General features: G+C 72.0%; 21 protein-coding genes. 17 read left to right on the forward strand and 4 right to left on the reverse strand.

Going from position 1 to position 20,399, the window contains the following annotated elements; genetic code table 11:
* Positions 1-49: 49 nt before the first annotated feature.
* Positions 50-952, reverse strand: coding sequence for a type I pantothenate kinase (gene coaA, locus KIS93_RS37725; RefSeq protein WP_080047278.1), 903 nt, complete (start codon positions 950-952; stop codon positions 50-52).
* A gap of 195 nt (positions 953-1,147) precedes the next feature.
* On the opposite strand from coaA, the gene KIS93_RS37730 reads away from it, so the two are divergent.
* The 12 genes from KIS93_RS37730 (at position 1,148) to tsaD (ending at position 11,669) form a co-directional block, all read left to right on the forward strand.
* Positions 1,148-2,542: a PhoX family protein gene (locus KIS93_RS37730; RefSeq protein ID WP_080043202.1), complete on the forward strand. Its 1,395-nt coding sequence runs from the start codon at positions 1,148-1,150 to the stop codon at positions 2,540-2,542.
* 12 nt (positions 2,543-2,554) lie between these two features.
* Positions 2,555-2,905 carry a holo-ACP synthase gene (locus KIS93_RS37735; RefSeq protein WP_080043201.1) on the forward strand — a complete coding sequence of 117 codons (351 nt, stop codon included), beginning with the start codon at positions 2,555-2,557 and terminating at the stop codon, positions 2,903-2,905.
* A 9-nt stretch (positions 2,906-2,914) separates the two neighbouring features.
* Positions 2,915-4,366, forward strand: coding sequence for an NAD(P)H-hydrate dehydratase (locus tag KIS93_RS37740; protein WP_080043200.1), 1,452 nt, complete (start codon positions 2,915-2,917; stop codon positions 4,364-4,366).
* Between the two features lie 94 nt (positions 4,367-4,460).
* Positions 4,461-5,621, forward strand: coding sequence for an alanine racemase (gene alr, locus KIS93_RS37745; RefSeq protein ID WP_186404626.1), 1,161 nt, complete (start codon positions 4,461-4,463; stop codon positions 5,619-5,621).
* Positions 5,622-5,640: 19 nt separating this feature from the next.
* A complete protein-coding gene (locus tag KIS93_RS37750; RefSeq protein ID WP_080043198.1) occupies positions 5,641-6,693 on the forward strand; it encodes an alpha/beta fold hydrolase in 1,053 nt (350 codons plus the stop codon).
* Positions 6,693-7,151 (forward strand): tRNA (adenosine(37)-N6)-threonylcarbamoyltransferase complex ATPase subunit type 1 TsaE, encoded by a 459-nt coding sequence (gene tsaE / locus KIS93_RS37755; RefSeq protein WP_346434017.1) that lies wholly within the window; start codon positions 6,693-6,695, stop codon positions 7,149-7,151. Before KIS93_RS37750 ends, tsaE begins: the two co-directional genes overlap by 1 nt.
* A gap of 210 nt (positions 7,152-7,361) precedes the next feature.
* A complete protein-coding gene (locus KIS93_RS37760) occupies positions 7,362-8,018 on the forward strand; it encodes a hypothetical protein (RefSeq protein WP_155128611.1) in 657 nt (218 codons plus the stop codon).
* Positions 8,019-8,022: 4 nt separating this feature from the next.
* A complete protein-coding gene (locus tag KIS93_RS37765; protein WP_230465612.1) occupies positions 8,023-8,571 on the forward strand; it encodes a class F sortase in 549 nt (182 codons plus the stop codon).
* Between the two features lie 6 nt (positions 8,572-8,577).
* The gene (locus KIS93_RS37770; protein ID WP_080043196.1) at positions 8,578-9,507 is read left to right on the forward strand and encodes an aminoglycoside phosphotransferase family protein; all 930 of its coding nucleotides are present in this window, start codon (positions 8,578-8,580) and stop codon (positions 9,505-9,507) included.
* A gap of 47 nt (positions 9,508-9,554) precedes the next feature.
* Positions 9,555-10,202 (forward strand): tRNA (adenosine(37)-N6)-threonylcarbamoyltransferase complex dimerization subunit type 1 TsaB, encoded by a 648-nt coding sequence (gene tsaB / locus KIS93_RS37775; protein WP_080043195.1) that lies wholly within the window; start codon positions 9,555-9,557, stop codon positions 10,200-10,202.
* 11 nt (positions 10,203-10,213) lie between these two features.
* Complete coding sequence (rimI, locus tag KIS93_RS37780; protein WP_080043194.1) at positions 10,214-10,645, forward strand: ribosomal protein S18-alanine N-acetyltransferase; 432 nt, start codon at positions 10,214-10,216, stop codon at positions 10,643-10,645.
* Positions 10,638-11,669: a tRNA (adenosine(37)-N6)-threonylcarbamoyltransferase complex transferase subunit TsaD gene (tsaD, locus tag KIS93_RS37785; RefSeq protein WP_080043193.1), complete on the forward strand. Its 1,032-nt coding sequence runs from the start codon at positions 10,638-10,640 to the stop codon at positions 11,667-11,669. The genes rimI and tsaD overlap by 8 nt, the downstream gene beginning before the upstream one ends.
* A gap of 42 nt (positions 11,670-11,711) precedes the next feature.
* Here tsaD and KIS93_RS37790 read toward each other — a convergent pair whose 3' ends face one another.
* Both KIS93_RS37790 and KIS93_RS37795 read right to left on the reverse strand, forming a co-directional pair.
* Positions 11,712-13,583 carry an apolipoprotein A1/A4/E domain-containing protein gene (locus KIS93_RS37790; RefSeq protein WP_080043192.1) on the reverse strand — a complete coding sequence of 624 codons (1,872 nt, stop codon included), beginning with the start codon at positions 13,581-13,583 and terminating at the stop codon, positions 11,712-11,714.
* Positions 13,584-13,749: 166 nt separating this feature from the next.
* On the reverse strand, positions 13,750-14,949 hold the full coding sequence (locus KIS93_RS37795) for a class I SAM-dependent methyltransferase (RefSeq protein ID WP_080043191.1): 1,200 nt from the start codon (positions 14,947-14,949) through the stop codon (positions 13,750-13,752).
* A gap of 303 nt (positions 14,950-15,252) precedes the next feature.
* Here KIS93_RS37795 and groES point away from each other — a divergent pair, with 303 nt between their 5' ends.
* The 5 genes from groES (at position 15,253) to KIS93_RS37820 (ending at position 20,058) form a co-directional block, all read left to right on the forward strand.
* Positions 15,253-15,564: a co-chaperone GroES gene (groES, locus tag KIS93_RS37800; RefSeq protein ID WP_043623565.1), complete on the forward strand. Its 312-nt coding sequence runs from the start codon at positions 15,253-15,255 to the stop codon at positions 15,562-15,564.
* 72 nt (positions 15,565-15,636) lie between these two features.
* Positions 15,637-17,256, forward strand: a complete 1,620-nt coding sequence (gene groL, locus KIS93_RS37805) for a chaperonin GroEL (protein WP_080043190.1) — start codon at positions 15,637-15,639, stop codon at positions 17,254-17,256.
* 1,154 nt (positions 17,257-18,410) lie between these two features.
* Entirely contained in the window at positions 18,411-19,013 is a 603-nt protein-coding gene (locus KIS93_RS37810; RefSeq protein ID WP_196223943.1) for a DUF7711 family protein, read from the forward strand.
* 260 nt (positions 19,014-19,273) lie between these two features.
* Entirely contained in the window at positions 19,274-19,909 is a 636-nt protein-coding gene (locus KIS93_RS37815; protein WP_090930520.1) for a sigma-70 family RNA polymerase sigma factor, read from the forward strand.
* The gene (locus KIS93_RS37820; RefSeq protein ID WP_155128607.1) at positions 19,906-20,058 is read left to right on the forward strand and encodes a hypothetical protein; all 153 of its coding nucleotides are present in this window, start codon (positions 19,906-19,908) and stop codon (positions 20,056-20,058) included. Before KIS93_RS37815 ends, KIS93_RS37820 begins: the two co-directional genes overlap by 4 nt.
* Here KIS93_RS37820 and KIS93_RS37825 read toward each other — a convergent pair.
* On the reverse strand, positions 20,019-20,396 hold the full coding sequence (locus KIS93_RS37825) for a DUF5319 domain-containing protein (protein WP_080043188.1): 378 nt from the start codon (positions 20,394-20,396) through the stop codon (positions 20,019-20,021). The two genes, KIS93_RS37820 and KIS93_RS37825, sit on opposite strands and share 40 nt — an antisense overlap.
* Positions 20,397-20,399 lie beyond the last annotated feature (3 nt).

Consider the following 20,399-nt stretch of genomic DNA (forward strand, 5'->3'; position numbering starts at 1 on the left):
GATCAGGAGTGCGCGGGCAGGTTCGCCCGGTACGTGTTCGAGGAGGCGTTCAGGTCTGGCGGAGCCGCACCCGCCGTACGGAGTGGTCGGCGCCCTTCTTGAGCACGAGGTCGGCGCGGCCCCTGGTGGGGGCGATGTTCTCGACGAGGTTGCGCTCGTTGATGTCGCGCCACACGTTGCGCGCGAAGTCGGTGGCCTCGTCATAGGACAGCTCGGCGATGTGCCGGAAGTACGACTTCGGGTCCTCGAAGGCGGTCCGGCGCAGCTTGTGGAAGCGTTCGACGTACCAGGTGCGGATGTCCTCCACCTTGGCGTCGACGTAGATGGAGAAGTCGAAGTAGTCGTTGACGGCGAGGGACGTGGGCGGGGCCGGTTGGAGGACGTTGAGCCCCTCGATGATCAGGATGTCGGGACTTTTCACGGTCTGGGCGGCACCGGGGACGATGTCGTACTCAAGGTGGCTGTAGACGGGCGCCTTGACCTCGGCGGCGCCCGCCTTCACCTCCGCCACGAACCTGACCAGCGCCCGCCGGTCGTAGCTCTCGGGGAAACCCTTGCGATGCATGATCTTCTTGGCCTCCAGCACCGCGTTGGGGTAGAGGAAGCTGTCGGTGGTGATCAGCTCCACGTGCGGGTGCTCGGGCCAGCGGGCCAGGAGGGTGTGCAGCAGGCGCGCGGTGGTCGACTTGCCGACCGCGACGCTGCCCGCGATGCCCAGGATGTACGGCACGCGCTGCTCGGATTTGCCGAGGAACGCGCTCAGCACGCTGCTGCGCTGCTTGGACCCGGTGAAGTGCAGGTTGAGCAGCCGGGTCAGGGGGAGGTAGATGTCGGTGACCTCGGTGAGGTCGATCGGGTCATCGACGCCGCGTAGCTCTTCCAGCTCGTCTGCGGTGAGAGTCAAGGGCGTGTTCTTGCGGAGCTCGCTCCACTGCTCCCTGCTCAGTTCCACGTAGCCGTTGTTCACCTAGGCAGCGTAGCGATGTGCGGCGAACCGGGCCTCGGGCGGGGTTGCGCCCGGAGATCCACAGCCTGTGGATAAAGACATGGGATTACCGAGAGCCTGTTCGGGGAAGAGATACGGGTCTTGCTGAATCGGGCGTGCAACGGCTGACCGGCGACTACTGTCCCCGACGGGAGGTATTCCGTGGACCGTCGTCGCTTCATCTCCAGTGTCGTCGCGGGGATCGCCGGGCCCTTCGCGGGGGTCGCGTGCGTCGCCGCGAAGGGCGGCACCGCGCCCGCGCGCGGCTACGGCCCGCTGCGCCCCGTCCGCGACCTGCGCGACGGCAAGGTACGCCTGCACCTTCCCGACGGGTTCCGCTACCGCTCGTTCAGCGTGGCGGGAGACCGCTACACCGACGGGTCCACCGTGCCGGGCCGGCACGACGGCATGGCCGCCTTCGCAGGCCCCAAGGGCAGCGCGGTGCTCATCCGCAACCACGAGGTCAACGGGGCCGTCGGCGCCTTCGGCGACAAGACCAGGGCCTACGACCCCATGGCCGGGGGCGGCACCTCGACGATCCAGGTCACCCGCCACGGCGAGGTGATCAGGAGCGCCCCCTCGCTCAACGGCACCATGATGAACTGCTCCGGCGGCCCCATGGCCTGGCGCGCCTGGATCAGCTGCGAGGAGACCGTCAACGGCCCCGACGTCGCCGCCGACGACAACGCCCGGCTCACCCGCAAGCACGGCTACCTCTTCGAGGTGCCGGTGACCCGCCCCGCCACGGCCAGGCCGATCCGCTCCGCCGGCCGCTTCCCGCACGAGTCGGCCGCCTTCGACCCCTCCTCCGGCGCCGTCTACCTCACCGAGGACAACTTCTCCTTCCCCTCCGGCTTCTACCGCTACCTGCCGCCCAAGCACCCCATCCTGGCCGGGCGGCTGCTCGACGGCGGCCGGCTCCAGATGCTCGCCGTGGCCGGCACCGAGCGCGCCGACCTGTCCAAAGGTCAGGAGCCCGGCGCCACGTACGGCACCGCCTGGGTGGACATCGACGACCCCGACCCCGACTTCACCGGCAGGCCCGCCTACGACGAGGCCGTCCAGGCCGTGGGCAGGCAGGGCAGGAAGAAGGGCGCGGCGATCTTCGCCCGGCTGGAGGGCGCGGTGCACCACCACGGCACGGTGTACCTCGTCTCCACCCAGGGCGGCGCCACCGCGCCGGGCGAGCGGGCACCCGACGGGTTCGGCGACGGGCGGGGACAGGTGTGGGCGTACGAGACGTGGAGCGGCCGGCTCAAGCTCGTCTACGAGTCGCCCCGCTCCACGGTGCTCGACCTGCCCGACAACGTGACCGTCAGCAGGCACGGCACGCTCGTGCTGTGCGAGGACGGCGACGGGGACAACTACCTGCGCGGCCTGACCAGAACCGGCGAGATCTTCGACTTCTGCCGGCTGCAGCCCATCCCCGGCGACGAAGGCGCGGAGTTCGCCGGCTCGACGTTCGGCCCCGGCGGGTACACGCTCTACGTCAACCTCCAGGCCAAGCAGGGCATGTCCATCGCGATCTGGGGGCCGTGGGAGCGCGGGCCGTTCTAATACCCTGGACCGATGATCCTGGGTATCGGCGTGGACGTCGTGGACATCGCCCGCTTCGAGGCCGCGCTGGAGCGCACCCCGCGGCTGCGGGAGCGGCTGTTCACCGAGGTCGAGCGGCCCCTGCCGATACAGTCCCTGGCCGCCAGGTTCGCCGCCAAGGAGGCCGTGGCCAAGGCGCTCGGCGCGCCCAAGGGCCTCGGGCACCTGGAGGCCGAGGTGCGCTGCGACGAGCTGGGCAAGCCCGAGCTGCGGGTCTCGGGCAGGGTGGCCGAGGTCGCGTACGGGCTGGGGGTCAAGCGCTGGCACCTGTCGCTCAGCCACGACGCGGGCGTCGCCGTGGCCTATGTGATCGCGGAGGGATAGCTTCGGATCATGCGTACCGCTTACACCGCCGACCAGATCAGGGGCGCCGAGCACGCGCTCATGGCCCGGCTGCCCGAGGGCGCGCTCATGCAGCGGGCCGCCGCCGGGCTCGCCGCCGTCTGCGCCGACCTGCTGGGCCGCGTCTACGGCAGGCGCGTCGTGCTGCTCGTCGGCAGCGGCGACAACGGCGGCGACGCCCTGTACGCGGGCGAGCGGCTGGCCAGGCGCGGCGCCCGGGTGGAGGCCGTGCTCGCCGGCTCCAAGACGCACGAGGCCGGGCTGCGCGCGCTGCTCGACGCCGGCGGGCGGGTCGCCGACGGGCACGTGGTGGAGGCGGCCGACCTGATCATCGACGGGCTCGTGGGCATCGGGGCCTCCGGGGCGCTGCGGGAGCCGTACGCGCGGCTCGCGCAGGAGGCGAACGCCGCCCGGGGCACGGTCGTGGCCGTCGACGTGCCCAGCGGCGTGGACGCGAGCAGCGGCCGGGTCGAGGGCGCCGCCGTCCGGGCCGGGGTGACCGTGACCATGGGGGCGTACAAGACGGGGCTGCTCGTCGACCCGGGCGCCGCCGTCGCGGGGCGGGTCGAGCTGTGCGACATCGGGCTGGGCCCGTACCTGCCCGATCCCGACGTCGCCGCGCTCACCGGCCGCGATGTGGACGGGCTGCTGCCGCGCCCCGGCGGCGAGTCGGACAAGTACCGCAGAGGGGTGCTGGGGGTCGCGGCGGGCAGCGACCTGTTCACCGGCGCGGCCGTGCTCGCCGTCGGCGGCGCGCTGCGCGGCGGCGCCGGCATGGTCAGGTACGCCGGCCGCGAGGCGCCGGTCGCCCAGGTGCGCGCCCAGTGGCCCGAGGCCGTGGTCACGCTGCTCGACGAGCCTTCGATCGAGCACGTGGGCCGCGTGCAGGCGTGGGTGCTCGGCCCCGGGCTCGGCACCGACGCCTGGGCGCACGAGCTGGCCGCCAGGGTGCTGGCCACCGACGTGCCCGTGCTGGTCGACGCCGACGGGCTGACGCTCGTGTCGCGGGACCCCGGGCTGCTGCGGCGGGCCGCGCCGGTGCTGATCACGCCGCACGCGGGCGAGCTGTCCAGGCTCATCGGCGCCGACCGGGCCGCCATCGAGGCGGCCCGGCTGGAGCACGCCCGGCGGGCGGCGGCCGAGCTGGGCGTGACCGTGCTGCTCAAGGGCTCGACCACGGTGGTGGCCGAGGAGGGCAGGCCGGCGCGGGTGAACGTCACCGGCACGCCCTGGCTGGCCACCGGCGGCACCGGCGACGTGCTGTCGGGGCTGGCGGGCGCGCTGCTCGCCCAGGGGCTGAGCTGCTATGACGCCGCCTCGTGCGCGGCCTTCCTGCACGGGGTCGCGGGCGGGTTGGCCGCCGACGGCGCCCCCCTGGCCGCCGCCGACGTGGCCACGGCGATCCCGGCCGCCATGCGTACGGTGGCGGAAGCGGCGCGCTGACCAGCCGGCGGGGCCGTGTTGACCAGCGTCGATCTCAAGGCGCGCTGGATGGAAACTGGACCCGGCGACGTGCGGGAGCTGCCACACTAGAAGGATGTACTCCCCAGTGGCGACGCCCGCCGAGGCACGCGTCGATCTGGCCGCCATCAGGCACAACGTCGCGCTGCTCAAGGAGCGCGCGGGCGGCGCGGAGATCATGGGCGCGGTCAAGGCCGACGCCTACGGGCACGGGCTGGTGCCAGCGTCCGAGGCGGTGCTGGAGGGCGGCGCGAGCCGGCTGGGCACGGCGTTCGTCAGGGAGGCGCTGGAGCTGCGCGCGGCGGGCGTGACCGCACCCGTCCTGTCGTGGCTGATCACCCCGGGCGAGCCGCTCGACGAGGCGCTGGCCGCCGACGTCGAGCTGTCGGCCGCCGACGTGCGGCTGCTCGACGAGATCGCGGCCGCCGCCCGGCGCGCGGGCCGCCCCGCGAAGCTGCACCTGGAGGCCGACACCGGCATGAGCAGGGGCGGCGCGCCGCTGGCCGCCTGGCCGGGCCTGCTCGACCGGGCGCTGGAGCTGCGGGCCGAGGGCGTCATCGAGATCGTCGGGCTCTGGTCCCACTTCGCCTGCGCCGACATTCCGGGGCATCCGTCGATCGAGCAGCAGCTGGAGGCCTACGAGGCGGCGCTGAAGCTGGCCGAGCAGGTCGGCGCGGCCGGCTCCGAGGTGATCAGGCACCTGGCCAACTCCGCCGCCGCGATGACGCTGCCCGCCGCCCGCTACGACCTCGTCAGGCCCGGCATCGCGATGTACGGCCTGAGCCCCATCCCCGAGCAGGGCGACTTCGGCCTCAGGCCGGCCATGACGCTGACGGCCAGGATCGGTCTCGTCAAGCGCGTCACCGAGGGCTCCGGCGTCTCCTACGGTCACCTCTACATCACAGGACGGGAGACCACGCTTGGTCTCGTTCCTCTCGGGTACGCGGACGGCATACTGCGGCACGCGACGGGGCGGGCCGAGGTTCTGGCGGGAGGCCGTCGCCGGTTGATCGCCGGCCGGGTGTGCATGGATCAGTTCATGATCGACATGGGCGACGACCCGTTGTCGGCGGGCGACGAGGTCGTGCTGTTCGGGCCGGGTGACGGGGGCGAGCCGACCGCTCAGGAATGGGCGGATACCCTCGGCACGATCACGCATGAGATCGTGACGAGAATCGGTTCGCGCGTGCCGCGCGTTCACGTCAACGTGACGAAGGGCACTTCGCGGCGGGCATGAGCGGAGAAGGATCGGGGACATGACGACGACGACAACACGGCGCAGGGTCGGGATCGCCGGCGCGCTCGTCGGTGCGGCTTCCGCCGGTGTCGCGGCGGCGGCGCTGGTCAAGCGGTACGCGGTCGGCCGCATCAGGCTGCGCCCCGACACCGAGGCGAGCGAGCCGTTCGGCGAGCTGCGGGGCAGGGAGCGCACGCTCGTCACCTCCGACGGCTACGCGCTGCACGTCGAGATCGACGGCCCCGACGACGCGCCGCTGACCGTCGTCCTGTCCCACGGCTACTGCCTCAGCCTGGAGTCGTGGCACTACCAGCGTAAGGACCTGCGGGAGAACTACCGGCTGGTGCTGTGGGACCAGCGCTCCCACGGCCGCTCCCAGCGGGCCAAGGCCGAAGACTGCACGATCGACCGGCTGGGCGACGACCTGGCCGAGGTGATCGAGCGGTTCGTGCCGGGCCCGTGCGCGCTCGTCGGCCACTCCATGGGCGGCATGACGATGATGGCGCTGGCCGACCGCCACCCCGAGCTGTTCGGCGACAAGATCCGCGCGGCGGCGCTCGTCTCCACCTCGGCGGGCAAGCTGGCCGAGCTCACCCTCGGCCTGCCCGCCGTGCTGTCGAAGGTGGTGCACAAGGTGGCCCCCGGCACGGTGTCGATGCTGGGCAAGCGGGGCACGTGGGTCGACCGCACCCGCCACGCCGGCAGCGACATCGCCTTCCTCATCACCCGCCTCATCGGCTTCGGCGACTCCAAGAACGTCAGCCCCACCGTGGTCGACTTCGCCGAGTCGATGATCAGGGCCACTCCCACCGAAGTGGTCGCCAACTTCTACCCGGCCCTGATGAACCACGACAAGCTCTCCGCCCTGCACGTTCTCGACCAGGTGCCCACCGCGATCCTCGTCGGCGACCGCGACTGGCTGACCCCGCCCGACCACAGCAAGGCCATTGCCGCCGCGCTGCCCAAGGCGCAGCTCACCGAGGTGCCCGAGACCTCGCACCTGATCCAGCTCGAACGCCCGGGCATCGTCAACGACACGCTACGCGACCTGCTGAAGAGAGTGGAGATCTAGTGCGGCTCGCGACTCCCGACGACATGCGGGCCTACGGCGCCCGCCTGGCCGCCCACCTGCGCCCCGGCGACCTGCTGGTGCTGTCGGGCCCCCTCGGGGCCGGCAAGACCACGCTCGTCCAGGGCATCGCCGAAGGGCTCAAGGTGCGCGGCCCGATCACCTCGCCGACGTTCGTGATCGCCCGGGTGCATCCGTCGCTGCGGCAGGGGCCGCCGCTCGTGCACGTCGACGCGTACCGGCTCGGCGGCGACCTGGAGGTCGACGACCTCGACCTCGACGCCTCGCTCGAAGAGTCGGTCACCGTCGTCGAGTGGGGCGAGGGGCTGGTCGAAGGGCTGGCCGACGACCGGCTGGAGATCCACATCGACCGCGAGGGCGGCGACGAGGCCCGCGTCGTGACCCTGCGCGGCGTGGGCCCCAGGTGGGCCGACACGCCGTCTGATCCGCTACAAGACTGAAACCCGCGTCAACGCCGGGTAAAGCTGGCACCCTTGCCGTATCAGGCCGACGAGCAAAATGAAGATCGTTGGTCAGGGATTCGCCCAGAATTTCTGGGTATCAGGACGAGCAAGTTCACCGATTCTGGTGGATGCTGGGGTGCAAGACGGCGGAGTGGGGTGCGGCCGGTGCTCAGGGTCAGGCGAGTCGCGTACGCGGGAGCCATCGTCATGGTCGGTCTGACCGGCTGCTCCGCCTCGGCGGAGACCGGTCCAACGGGCACACCCACGCCCTCGGCCTCGACACCCACTCCCGGCACCCCGACGACCACCCCCACCACGACCACGACCACCACCTCGCAGCCGACCACGACCACGACCAGGCAGACCATCTCGGTGCAGCTCAACCCCGACCGCGTCACGGCCGGCGAGACGTCCAGGGTCTGGATCCTGGCCAACTGCCCGGTGCCCAGCGGCGGCCCGGCCCACACCGGCACCGCCACGTCCAGGGCGTTCATCAACGGCGTCACGCTCAACCCCGTGCCCGCGGCCTCGCTCAGCCCGTCGCCGACGGCCGGCGCCGGCTCGCCCTGGGTGCGCGGCGAGGCGCAGGTCTCGGGAACGATCCGGCGCGGCAGCTACCGCGTCGACGTCAAGTGCGACGGCACCAACGACATGGGCAGGGCCACGCTCCGCGTCGTCTCGCCGCAGACCGACGAGCCCACCAGCACCGTGCCCACCAGGGCGCCCAGGGCGGGCGGCGGCGGCACCTACGCGCAAGACGTCTCGGAGGACTCGTCGATCCCGCTCGGGCCCGCCGGCGTGCTGATCGCGCTGGCCCTGGCCGGCGGCATCGGCCTCGCGGTCAAGCGGCGCAACCGGGCATAGAGCCGTGGCCCGACCAGGACGGGTGGTGCTCGCCGGCGCCATCACCGGGCTGGTGCTCGTCGCGTTCGGCAAGGGCATGCAGACCAGCACCAACACCACCACACCCGCCGCCGCCGGCGTCGTGCCCGAGAGCATCGACATCCCCTCGATCGACGTCGAAGCGCCGCTGATGAAGCTCGACCTGCAGAAGAACGGCGAGGTCGAGCTGCCGCCGTACGAGAAGCCGAAGGTGGCCGGCTGGTACACCGGCAGCGCCGTGCCCGGCGAGAAGGGCGCCTCGGTGATCATCGGTCACGTCGACACCAAGACCGCGCCCGCCGTGTTCTACAAGCTCAGGCAGTTACGCAAGGGCGAGACCGTCAAGGTCGAGCGCAGCGACGGCAAGGTCGTCGAGTTCAAGGTGGACGCGATCGAGCAGGTGCACAAAGACCGCTTCCCCGCCGAGCGCGTCTACGTCGAGGACGGCCTCAAGCTGGTGACCTGCGGCGGCAAGTTCGACTACGCCAAGGGCGAGTACCTCGACAACATCATCGTGTACGCCTCCCAAGTCTGAGAGCAGATGAGCGCCGCCGACCACCCGCCCGCCGCCGGCAGCCGGACCCCTTGGCACGAGGTGCACCCGAAGGTGCGCGCCGCCGTCGAGGACTTCCTCGGCGACCCCGTGGCCGAGGCCGTCACCCAGGCGGGCGGCTTCTCCCCGGCCGCCGCCGTCCGCCTGCGCACGCGCGGCGGCCGGCGCGCCTTCGTCAAGGCCGTCGGCCCCGAGCCGAACCCGGACACCGTGCGCATCTACCGCTCCGAGCTGCGCACCGCCGCCGCCCTGCCGCCCTCCGTGCCCGCCCCCCGGCTGCTGACCGGCTTCGAGCTGGACGGCTGGGTGGCGCTCGTGTTCGAGGACGTCGAAGGCCGGCACCCGGCGATGCCGTGGCGGCGCGACGAGCTGCACCGGGTGCTGGCCGCGGTGGAGGAGATGGCGGCGGCGCTCACGCCCTCGCCGATCGACGCGCCGTCCGTCGAGGAGGTGTTCGGCGGCTCGTTCCAGGGCTGGAGGCGCCTGACCGGCGAGGACACCGCCGGGCTCGACCCGTGGATCCTGCGCCACCTCGACGCGCTGGCCGAGCTGGAGTCCGGCTGGGCGCGGGCGGCGGCGGGCGACAGCCTCGTCCACGCCGACCTGCGGGCCGACAACATCCTGCTGACCGGCGAGCGCGTCTACGTCGTCGACTGGCCGTGGGCCTGCACGGCCCAGCCCTGGTTCGACCGGGTCGGCATGCTGCCGTCCGTCGGGATGCAGGGCGGGCCGGCGCCGCACGAGTTGCTCACCGACGACGATCCCGCCGTCACGGCGGTGGTCGCGGCCGTGACCGGCTACCTCGTCCGCCAGTCCCGCCAGCCGGGGCCGCCGGGGCTGCCCACGCTCCGGGCGTTCCAGCGGGCGCAGGGCGTGGTGGCGCTCGACTGGCTGAAGCGGCGTACGGGGTGGGCCTGACCCGAACCGGCCGGGCGAGACCCGCGCGGCGGGTAGGCTAAACAGTCGTGCTGGTCCTGGCCTTTGATACCGCGACTCCCGCCGTCACCGCCGCGCTCCACGACGGGCGGCGCGTGCTCGCCGAGTCGACCACCATCGACGCCCGGCGCCACGGTGAGCTGCTCGTCCCCACCATCCAGACCGTCCTCGCCGAGGCCGGCGTGCCGTTGCGCGAGGTGACGGCCATCGTGGCGGGCAGCGGCCCCGGCCCCTACACGGGCCTGCGCGTCGGGCTGATGACCGCGCAGGGCCTGGCCACCACGCTCGGCGTGCCCGCCTACGGCATCTGCACGCTCGACGCCGTCGCGTACGGCAGCGGCCTGTCCGAGCAGTTCCTCGCGGCCACCGACGCGCGGCGCAAGGAAGTCTTCTGGGCCCGCTACACCGACCACCGCACCCGCGCGGAGGGCCCCTTCGTCGACCGGCCCGCCGACGTGCCCGTGTCCGGGCTGCCGGTCGTCGGCGCCGGCGCGCAGCTCTACCCCGACCTCCTCGGCGGCGGCCGCGACCTGCCGCTCTACCCCTACGCGGGCGCCCTGGCCGCGCTGGCCGCCGAGCGGCTGGCCGCGGGCGTCCCGCTCGACCCGCCCCGCCCCATCTACCTGCGCCGCCCCGACGCGGTCGTGCCGGGCGCGCCCAAGAGGGTGACGGCGTGAGGCTGCGCCCCATGACCGAGGCCGACCTGCCCGCGGTCATGGCCATCGAACGCGCCACGTTCCCGCTCGACGCGTGGAGCGAGGGCATGATGCGCGGCGAGCTGGCCGACATGCCGCGCACCCGCCACTACGTCGTGGCCCTCGTCGACGACGAGATCGTGGCCTACGCCGGCCTGGCCGCCGCCGGCGACCAGGCCGACGTGCAGACCATCGCCGTGCTCGACAAGCACCGCGGCACCGGCATCGGCAGCGCCATGCTGACCGAGCTGCTGGCCGAGGCGGTCCGCAGGGGCGCGCGGGAGATCTTCCTCGAGGTACGCGCCGACAACCCGCACGCGCAGGCGGTCTACCGGCATTTCGGGTTCGAGGAGATCGGCACCCGCCGCCGCTACTACGACGACGGCACCGACGCGATCATGATGAGAAGGAAGCTAGGTGACTGACGCACCCCTGGTCCTGGGCATCGAGACGTCCTGCGACGAGACCGGCATCGGCATCGTCAGAGGTCACGAGCTGCTGGCCAACACGATCGCCTCCAGCATGGACGAGCACGCCAGGTTCGGCGGCGTCGTGCCCGAGGTCGCCTCGCGCGCCCACCTGGAGGCCATGACGCCCACCGTCGAGGCCGCGCTGGCCACGGCCGGGCTCAGGTTCTCCGACATCGACGCCATCGCCGTCACCGCCGGCCCGGGGCTCGCCGGGGCGCTGCTCGTCGGCGTCGCCGCCGCCAAGTCGTACGCGCTCGGCCTCGGCGTCCCCCTCTACGGCGTCAACCATCTCGCCGCCCACGTCGCCGTCGACCAGCTCGAACACGGGCCGCTGCCGAAGCCGTGCATCGCCCTGCTCGTCTCCGGCGGCCACTCCTCGCTGCTGCTCGTGCCCGACGTCGCCGAAGACGTCATCTCGCTCGGCTCCACCGTCGACGACGCCGCCGGCGAGGCGTTCGACAAGGTCGCCCGGGTGCTGGGCCTGCCGTTCCCCGGCGGGCCGCACATCGACCGGGCCGCCCGCGACGGCTCCGGCGCGGCCATCGCGTTCCCGCGCGGCAAGCTCGACGACGGCACGCTCGACTTCTCCTTCTCCGGGCTCAAGACGGCCGTCGCCCGCTGGGTCGAGGCCCGCGAGGCGTCCGGCCAGTCCATCCACGTGCCCGACGTCGCCGCCTCCTTCCAGGAGGCCGTGGTCGACGTGCTGACCCGCAAGGCCATCCAGGCGTGCCGCAAGTACGACGTGCACGACCTGCTGATCGGCGGGGGCGTGGCGGCCAACTCGCGGCTGCGGGCGCTGGCGCAGGAGCGGTGCGACGCGGCCGGCGTACGGCTGCGGGTGCCCCGGCCGGGGCTGTGCACCGACAACGGCGCCATGGTCGCCGCCCTCGGCTCCGACCTGGTCGCGGCCGGGGTCACGCCCTCCACGCTGGAGATCCCGGCCGACTCGTCGCTGCCGATCACGACCGTGCACGTGTAGGCCCCTCGTGCCCGCGGGGAGCACCCGCGGGCACTGCCCGCGTCAGTCCTTGGCGCGGGTGGGGCGCAGGAGGGCCTCGGCCAGGGCCAGCATGGTCTCCTCCAGGGCGTCCAGGCGCTTGGTCAGGTCTGCCGCCGCCGGCTGGACGATGCCGGTCACCGTGCCGGTCAGCTCGTCGCTGTCGGGCCTGGCGCGGACCAGCTCGGTGAGCGCGTCGGTGGCGGCGGTCAGGCGCTCGGCCTGCTCGCCCACGTGCGCCTGCAGCAGCTCGCCGACCCGCTCGGGGATGGCCAGCTCGGCGGGCAGCCGGCTCATGCTCTGGCTGACGGCCTCGATGCGCTCGTCGACCGACTCCAGGTGCTCGCCCGCCTGGTCGGCGCGCGCGGCCAGGCCGTTGAGGTGGGTGTCGAGGCCGTGGAAGCGGGTGTCGAGGCCGCCGAAGTGGCCGTCGAGGGTGTCGAAGCGGCTGCTCATGTGCTCTTCCGCCTCCACCAGCCGCTCGTCGATGGCGTCGACCTGGTTGTCGAGCTTGTTGAAGCGGCCCTCGTTGCGGGTGGCGATCTCGGCGGCGTGCTGGTCGCTGGCCGCGATGCGCTCGTCGAGGGAGGAGAAGCGGGTGTCGATGCGCACGTCGAGCGCGTCGAACCGGTCGTCGTGGCGGCCCAGGTGCCCGTCGAGGGTGCCCAGCCGCTTGTCCACGCCGCCGATCTGGCCCTCCATGGAGACCAGCCGCTTGTCCACGCCGCTCATGCGGCCGTCGAGGCCGTCGATCCTGGTGTCGATGTCGGCCAGGCACTCGTCGGCGGACTCCAGCCGGCTGTCGAACCCGGTGAGCCTGGTGTCGAGGCCGGTGAGCTTGCCCTCGGCCCGGTCGAGGCGGGCGTCGACGCCGCTGAGCCGGGCCGTGAGGCGCTGCTCGCTCTCGCCGAGCTGCACGGCGAGGTGCTGGTCGGCCTCGTCGAGGCGGGTGGTCAGGCGCTGCTCGACGTCGGCCAGGCGGCCCGTGAGCGCTTCGTCGGCCTCCTTGAGCCGGCTGACGAGCCGCTCGTCGGCCTCCAGGAGGGCCGTGGCGAGCCGCTGGTCGGTCTCGTCGAGCCGGGTGCCCAGCCGCCGGTCGGTGTCGTCGAGGCGGGCGCTCAGCCGCTCGTCGGTCTCGCCGAGGCGGGCGGTGAGGCGTTCGTCGGTGTCGTCGAGCCGGGCCGTGAGGCGCTGGTCGGTCTCGTCGAGGCGGGCGGTGGTGCGCTGCTCGGCGGCCTCCACCCTGGCCGTCAGCTGCTCGGCCGTGCCCGCCACGGTCTCCGACAGGTCGTTGACGACGTCCTCGACGCGGTCGGTGCGGCTGGCCAGCTCGGCCATCGACTTGTCGAGCCTGGTGAAGCGGCTGGCGGCGGCCTCCATGCTGGAGTTGAGGCCGGCCAGCAGGGCCGCGAAGTCGGTCATGCCCCTGGTGATGCCGTCGGTGGTGTCGAGCACCGACTGCAGGCGCTTGAGCGCCTCGTCCACGCTCTCGCCCACCGTGCCCAGGTCGGCCCACAGGCTCGGCAGCTCGGCCACCGGGGTGACCCGGGCGTCCACGTGGTTGACCTTGTCGCCCACCGCGTCGACGTGGTCGCGCACGGCCTCCACGTGCTGCGCCAGGCCCTCCGCCCACATCGGCGGCTTGGCCGAGATCTCGTCGAGCCGGCCGCTGACCGCCTCCAGAGTGCCGCTGAGACCGCCCAGCTCGCGCTCGCGCACCTCGCGCAGCAGCCACTCCATGCCTTCGAGCCGCTGCCGGATCTCGTCGAGCACGGCGCCCTGGGTGCGTTGCTCGTAGACATGGTCCTGGGCGGCACGCGCGAGCAGGTCTCGCATCCTCTTGGGGACGGCGTCGTAGCCGTTTGGAAGAAGGGCGGCGTGGTTGGAATGGTCCACCGAAAGCTCCTTCGCTCGCCGACGGTCTGCCGCGCAGCGGTGGGATAGGTCCGGTTTATCGATGAAGGGTGAGAGCGCGGTCAACCGCAATAGGGCGGAGAACTCCTCGCCCGCTCACCTTAGCCTCTCGATCAAGGTCCGTCAGGGGTGAATTGAAAGATCGTCATTAACGTACGGATGAACCGGTTCGGGCAGGTGGGAGGGCCTTGCAGAGGATTACTGAGGGTTTGTCGGCGATTCTGGTCAGGATGACGACCAGGGAATTGTCGCCTTTGAGCCGCAAATCGGTGCGAAGGCGTTCGATGTCGATGGCGGAGCCGCGCTTCTTGATGGTGACATTGCCGATTTGTCGCTCGCGGAGGGCGGTGCGGAGTTTTTTCAGGGAAAAAGGGAAGATGTCGTCCACCTCGTACGCACTGGCCCAGGGAGTGGCCACCTCCGCGTCCGACGTGATGTAGGCGATCATCGGGTCGAGCAGCCTCCCTCCGACCAGCTCGGCCACCTCGCCCACCAGATGCGCGCGCACGGCGGCGCCGTCGGGCTCGTAGACGTAACGGCCCGGCGCGCCCGTCGGGGTCTGGACGCCCGTGGCCGCCAGCGTGTGGCCGCCCGGCAGCAGGGTCGCCCGCCGGCCGCCGGCCCCGTGGCCGCTCCACAGGGTCGCCTCCTTCACCTCGCCCTTGTACGAGACCCACTCGGCCTCGGCGCCCTCCGGGATGAACTCGTACGGGATGCCGGGAGCGACCTTGAGACAGGCCAGGCGGGCGCGCGCGACCAGGTCGAGCACCACCGGCCAGGGCGGGGAGTAGGCCATGGGGTCGAACGTCCTGCCCCGGCCCGTGCGCCTGGCCGGGTCGGCGAACAGCACGTCGTACTCCTCGGGCCGCACCTCCGCCGCGTCCCCCACCCGCACCGTCACCCGGTCGGCCAGCCCGAACGCCTCCGCGTTGGCCCTGGCCACGGCGACCGTCAGCGGGTCGGTGTCGACGGCCGTCACCGTGCAGCCGGCCCGCGCCAGCGCCAGCAGGTCACCGCCGACGCCGCAGCACGCGTCCACGACCCTGGGGGCGCCTTCGCCGTGCAGGGCCAGCAGGCGGCGGGCGCGGTGCTCGGCGACCTCCGCCCGCGTGGACTGCTCCAGGCCGTGCGGCGTGAAGAACATCCGCCCCGCGTCCGCGCCGAACTTGGCCACTGCCCGGGCCCGCAGGCCGGCCTGGGTGAGGGCCGCGGAGGTGAGCGCCGCGTCGTACGTCCGGCGCAGGGTCGTGGCGGCGGCGACCGGATCGGCGCCCGCCAGCTCCTCGGCCTCCGCCAGAGCGCGCCTGCCGCGCGGGGTCAGCAACTCGGTGAAGGCGTCGGGATCCACGTCACCTGACGTTAGCGCCACGCCGGAGCCCGCCCGCGTCCGGAGTCGGGGAGCGGCGCGGCGGTGGCTTCTCGTGTCGCCGCACGTGGAAGACTGGAGCGGGCAGGTCACGAGCTTGTGGCCGTCTGATCGCTCTCAGCAGACGCGTTCGTGTTGACTGTCAAGCCCCTCTTGCATATGTTTCCTGTTGGCACTCTCCCCTTGAGAGTGCCAACGTGCGACGAGGCAGGTCTGACACCCGCGACGGCAGGCCCAGCTGGTCGCCTCTTCTAGATCATTCAAATCTGAAGGGGAGGTCCGATCGTGACGACCGCCACCAAGGTTCCCGTTAAGCCGCTCGGCGACCGCATCGTGGTCCAGCCGCTTGAGGCCGAGCAGACCACCGCTTCCGGCCTGGTCATCCCGGACACCGCCAAGGAGAAGCCGCAGGAGGGCAAGGTCCTCGCGGTGGGCCCCGGCAACTGGGACGAGGACGGCGACAAGCGGATTCCGCTCGACGTCTCTGAGGGCGACATCGTCCTCTACAGCAAGTACGGCGGCACCGAGGTCAAGTACGGCGGCGAGGAGTACCTCGTGCTCTCCGCCCGCGACGTTCTCGCGATCATCGAGAAGTAGGCCGGATGTGTCGAGCCCCGGGCGCTCTAGAGGGCGGCCGGGGCTTTCGACGCTAGGAGAGGACTTTCAGCAATGGCGAAGATCCTGGAGTTCGACGAGGACGCCCGCCGCGCGCTCGAGCGCGGCGTGAACGCCCTCGCGGACGCCGTGAAGGTAACCCTCGGCCCGCGTGGCCGCAACGTCGTCATCGACAAGAAGTTCGGTGCGCCGACGATCACGAACGACGGTGTGACCATCGCTCGTGAGATCGAGCTGGAGGAGCGCTACGAGAACCTCGGCGCCCAGCTCGCCAAGGAAGTTGCCACCAAGACCAACGACATCGCGGGTGACGGCACCACCACCGCGACCGTCCTGGCCCAGGCCATGGTCCGCGAGGGCCTGCGCAACGTCGCCGCCGGCGCCTCGCCGCTGTCGCTCAAGCGCGGCATCGACAAGGCCGCCAAGGCCGTCAGCGACAAGCTGCTCGCCAGCGCCCGCGAGGTCGGCGACAAGAAGGAGATCGCGAACGTAGCGACGATCTCCGCCCAGGACGCGCAGATCGGCGGCCTGATCGCCGAGGCGTTCGACAAGGTGGGCAAGGACGGTGTCCTCACCGTCGAAGAGTCCAACGCCATGGGCATGGAGCTCGAGTTCACCGAGGGCATGCAGTTCGACAAGGGCTACCTGTCGGCCTACATGGTGACCGACCCCGAGCGGATGGAGTCCGTCCTCGAGGACGCCTACATCCTGCTCACCCAGGGCAAGATCTCCTCCATCGCGGACTTCCTGCCGCTGCTGGAGAAGGTCGCCCAGACGAAGAAGCCGCTGCTCGTGGTCGCCGAGGACGTCGAGGGCGAGGCCCTGGCCGTCCTGGTCACCAACAAGATCCGCGGCACCTTCACCTCCGTCGCCGTCAAGGCCCCCGGCTTCGGCGACCGCCGCAAGGCGATGCTCCAGGACATGGCCATCCTCACCGGCGGCCAGGTCGTCAGCGAGGAGGTCGGCCTCAAGCTGGAGCACGTCGGTCTCGAGGTGCTCGGCACGGCCCGCCGCGTCGTCGTCACCAAGGACGCCACGACCATCGTCGACGGCGCCGGTGACGCGCAGGCCATCGAGGACCGCGTCAAGGAGATCAAGATTGCCATCGAGCAGTCCGACTCCGACTGGGACCGCGAGAAGCTGCAGGAGCGCCTGGCCAAGCTCGCCGGCGGTGTGTGCGTGCTGCGCGTCGGCGCCGCCACCGAGGTCGAGCTCAAGGAGAAGAAGCACCGCCTCGAGGACGCGATCTCCGCGACGCGCGCCGCGATCGAGGAGGGCATCGTCTCCGGCGGTGGCTCCGCGCTCATCCACATCTCCAAGGACCTCGACGACCTCGGCCTGACCGGCGACGAGGCCACCGGTGTCGGCATCGTCCGCCGCGCCCTGGTGGAGCCCGCCCGCTGGATCGCCGAGAACGCCGGTCTCGAGGGCTACGTGGTGACGCACAAGGTCGCCGAGCTGGAGCCCGGTCACGGCCTCAACGCCGCCACCGGCGAGTACGTGAACCTGCTCGACCAGGGCGTCATCGACCCGGTCAAGGTCACGCGCTCGGCCGTGCAGAACGCGGCTTCGATCGCGGGCATGCTGCTCACCACCGAGGCGCTCGTGGTGGACAAGCCCGAGGAGGAGGCCCCGGCCGCCGGCCAGGGCCACGGTCACGGTCACGGCCACTGACCGACCCCACCTCTTTCGCCGCTACGGCCCGCACCCGGAGGGGGTGCGGGCCGTACGGCTTTGTGGGGCACGGGCACGGGGCTGTGGCCGCGCGCCATGCCACGCCGCCCGCGCCAACCCCCGCAAGGGCACACCCCGCCGCCCGCCACACGAGAGGGCCGCTGTGGCCCCGCCCGCCACACGAGAGGGGCGCTGTGGCCCCGCCTGCCCATGAACGGCACGCTGTGGCGCTCCAGCACTGCCGCTACGGTGGCCGGCGCATGGCAGGGGTGCTCGCCTGCCGCTTCCGGCGTGTGCGAGAGACGCCCGTGCCCGCGTGCCCGCTTCCGGCGTGCGAGAGAGGCGCGCCCGGGGTGGCCTGCTCGTGAGTGGTGCGCTGGGGCGGCGCCTGCGCGTGTCGTGCTGGCGGGCCGCCACACCGCGGGGCGCGTGGGGTGCCTGCCCGGCGTGCGAGGAGCGTGGCCGCCTGCTCGCGAGCGGCGTGCTGTGACGTCGCCTGCGCGTGAGCGGTGCGCTGGGGCGCGATGCTGGTCGGCGCACGCGAAGGCGCTCGCCTGCCGCTCCCGGCGTGCGCGGGAGGCGTCCGTGCCCGCGTGCCCGCTTCCGGCGTGCGAGAGAGGCGCGCCCGGGGTGGCCTGTCCGTGAGCGGGGCGCTGTGGCGGGGCCTGCGCGTGTCGTGCTGGCGGGCCGCCGCACCGCGGGGCGCGTAGGGTGCCTGCCTGGCGCGCGAGGAGCGTGGCCGCCTGCTCGCGAGCGGCGTGCTGTGACGTCGCCTGCGCTGTCGCGACGGTGGCCGGCGCATGCGAGGGGTGCTCGCCTGCCGGTGCCGGCGTGCGTGGGAGGCGTGTCCGTGGCCGCCTGCTCGTGAGCGGTGCGTTGGAGCGCCGCGATGGTGGGCGGCGCACGCGAAGGTGCTCGCCTGCCGCTCCCGGCGTGCGCGAGAGGCGCGACCGTGTCGGGCCCGAGGGTGCCCGTGTGGGCGCGTGGCTTGGGAGCGCGCGTCCGTGCCCGGCTCCCGTGCGGAGGGGCCTCTGGTGTCGCCTGCCGGTGCGTGTGAGGAGGGGCCGCCTGCCGGTGGGGTGGTGCAGCTTGGTCAGGGGGCGGACGGAGGTGGTGGGTGGGGCGGCCTAGGGTGGGCGGGGGAGGCGGTGGAGATGCGGTACGGGCGGGCGGTGGAGCGGCTGCGGATGCTGGCCGAGGCGTGTGAGCAGACCAGGCGGTTGCCGGCCGAGGAGCCGTTCCTGCGCGAAGCGTACGTGTTCGGCGGTCTCGTCGAGGGGGCGGATCCGGTCGATGAGATCGAGGTGGCGTTCGTGCTGAACCTGCCGCCCGAGGAGGTGGCGTGGGGGACGCATCCGCCGGGGACCGCGTGGCTGGTGGACTTTCTGCGGCTGGATCAGGGCGGGGTCGCCTACTGGTGGCGGTCGTTCCGGGAGCCGGTGGCCAATCATCGGATTCACGAGCCGGTGCGGTTCTGGTCGCTGGACGGGGTCGACGAGGGTGTGCTGGAGGCGTTGCGGGGGCGGCGGTTCGGGGAGTTGCGGGGCGGTGACGGGGAAGCCCGCGCGGAGGAGCGGGTGGCCGGGGTGGCGGAGGAGCTGGAGGCGGCTCTGGAGCATCTGCGGGCGGTGCACGGCGCGTACTGGGACCGGCGGTGGCGGCGGGAGCATCGGGGGTTGCGGCGGTATCCGGAGCACCATCTGTGGGAGGCGGTGCGCGGGTATCTGGAGCTGCTCGACTTGCCGCGGGACGAATGAGGGCGAGCCGCAGGCGGCGTGTCCGGTGGTGGGCGGGATGGGGGGGAAGTGGGGGAAAAGGTGGATTATTGGAGTAAACCGGGAGTGTGCGATAAGCGTCCGGGGTCTGACAAATGTCGCGCATTCCGGGTTATCGTCTGAAACATTATGTCAGTATTAAGGCTTAGTGTGGTCGGTTGATTACTCCTCGTTATCGTCGCTTCAATGTGACCAATCCGTAGCCGTTCGCCATGACGACAGGCCGGATCAGTGCGGGCATCATGCCTATCGTGAGCGAGGGAAGCGTCGCCGACGCCAAAATTGGGGTAAGGCTCGCGTCGAGACTTCCGGCACGGACGGATGACTCCGACCTTAGGGAACTGACGAGCCTCGCCGTGCAGGGAGATCGCAGTGCGATCGAATCCCTGCTCGGTGAGTTGCGTCCGATGGTGGTGCGGTATTGCCGCGCCAGGCTGGGCAGGGTTTCAGGGCAATATCACATTGCCGATGACGTAGCCCAGGAGGTGTGCATCGCGGTGTTGTCCGCGCTGCCGCGATACCGCGACATGGGGCGGCCCTTCGCGTCGTTCGTGTTCGGCATCGCCTCGCACAAGGTGGCCGACGCGTTGCGGAGCTCGGTGCGCTCCGCGGTGCCGACCCAGGATCTGCCCGACGGGCCCGACGACGGGCCGGGGCCGGAAGAGACGGTGGTCCGCTACATCGAGGTGGAGCACGCCCGGCGGCTGCTGGCCCGGCTGCCCGACAACCAGCGGGAGTTGCTGCTGTTGCGGGTGGTGTCGGGGCTGTCGGCCGAGGAGACCGGTAATGTACTCGGTATGTCACCGGGTGCGGTTCGTGTCGCCCAGCATCGGGCGCTGGCCAGGTTGAGGCAGATGGCGGAGCTGGAGTCGGCTTGACGCCTGAGGAGGAGACCGACGCGCTGCTCGACGCGCTCGGTCGTGGAGAGCTGCCCGACTCAGGGGATCCAGCAGTGCGCCTGCTCGCCGCGCTGCTCGATGACGTCGATCAGCGGCGCTCCTCCGTGTCGATGACACCGTCGACGTAGCCGCGCGCGTAGTCCCAGCTCACGTAGTCGGCGGGGTCGGGGTGGAAGGCCGGCTCGTGCACCTGCGGCTGGCCTTTCTCGATCATTTGTTTCAGGTTGCCGCGCAGCAGCTCCCAGTCGAAGAAGTGCTGCTCGCCGCATTCAGGGCAGTCGAGGACGAGCCCCAGCACTCCCTGCGGTTCGAGCAGGGAGCGGAAGACCTCGACGTCGGCGAGGTCGGTGATGGCCTCGTCGCGCTCGGCCGCGGTGAGTGGCTCGGCGTCGTCGAGCGCTCCCATCGCCGAGGACGGGTCGTTCGGGTCGTCCGCGAACGGATCGCGGGGGACGTCTTCCAGCACCTT

It is taken from the genome of [Actinomadura] parvosata subsp. kistnae, from assembly GCF_900323885.1.
GTDB classification, from domain to species: domain Bacteria; phylum Actinomycetota; class Actinomycetes; order Streptosporangiales; family Streptosporangiaceae; genus Nonomuraea; species Nonomuraea composti.

What these genes read in the sequence shown, in the direction of transcription:
- KIS93_RS37735 (WP_080043201.1), top strand. Translation starts at nt 2,555, where the DNA reads ATGATCCTGGGTATCGGCGTGGACGTCGTGGACATCGCCCGCTTCGAG.
- KIS93_RS37740 (WP_080043200.1), top strand. Translation starts at nt 2,915, where the DNA reads ATGCGTACCGCTTACACCGCCGACCAGATCAGGGGCGCCGAGCACGCG.
- alr (WP_186404626.1), top strand. Translation starts at nt 4,461, where the DNA reads ATGTACTCCCCAGTGGCGACGCCCGCCGAGGCACGCGTCGATCTGGCC.
- KIS93_RS37750 (WP_080043198.1), top strand. Translation starts at nt 5,641, where the DNA reads ATGACGACGACGACAACACGGCGCAGGGTCGGGATCGCCGGCGCGCTC.
- KIS93_RS37760 (WP_155128611.1), top strand. Translation starts at nt 7,362, where the DNA reads ATGGTCGGTCTGACCGGCTGCTCCGCCTCGGCGGAGACCGGTCCAACG.
- KIS93_RS37770 (WP_080043196.1), top strand. Translation starts at nt 8,578, where the DNA reads ATGAGCGCCGCCGACCACCCGCCCGCCGCCGGCAGCCGGACCCCTTGG.
- rimI (WP_080043194.1), top strand. Translation starts at nt 10,214, where the DNA reads ATGACCGAGGCCGACCTGCCCGCGGTCATGGCCATCGAACGCGCCACG.
- groL (WP_080043190.1), top strand. Translation starts at nt 15,637, where the DNA reads ATGGCGAAGATCCTGGAGTTCGACGAGGACGCCCGCCGCGCGCTCGAG.
- KIS93_RS37810 (WP_196223943.1), top strand. Translation starts at nt 18,411, where the DNA reads ATGCGGTACGGGCGGGCGGTGGAGCGGCTGCGGATGCTGGCCGAGGCG.
- KIS93_RS37815 (WP_090930520.1), top strand. Translation starts at nt 19,274, where the DNA reads ATGCCTATCGTGAGCGAGGGAAGCGTCGCCGACGCCAAAATTGGGGTA.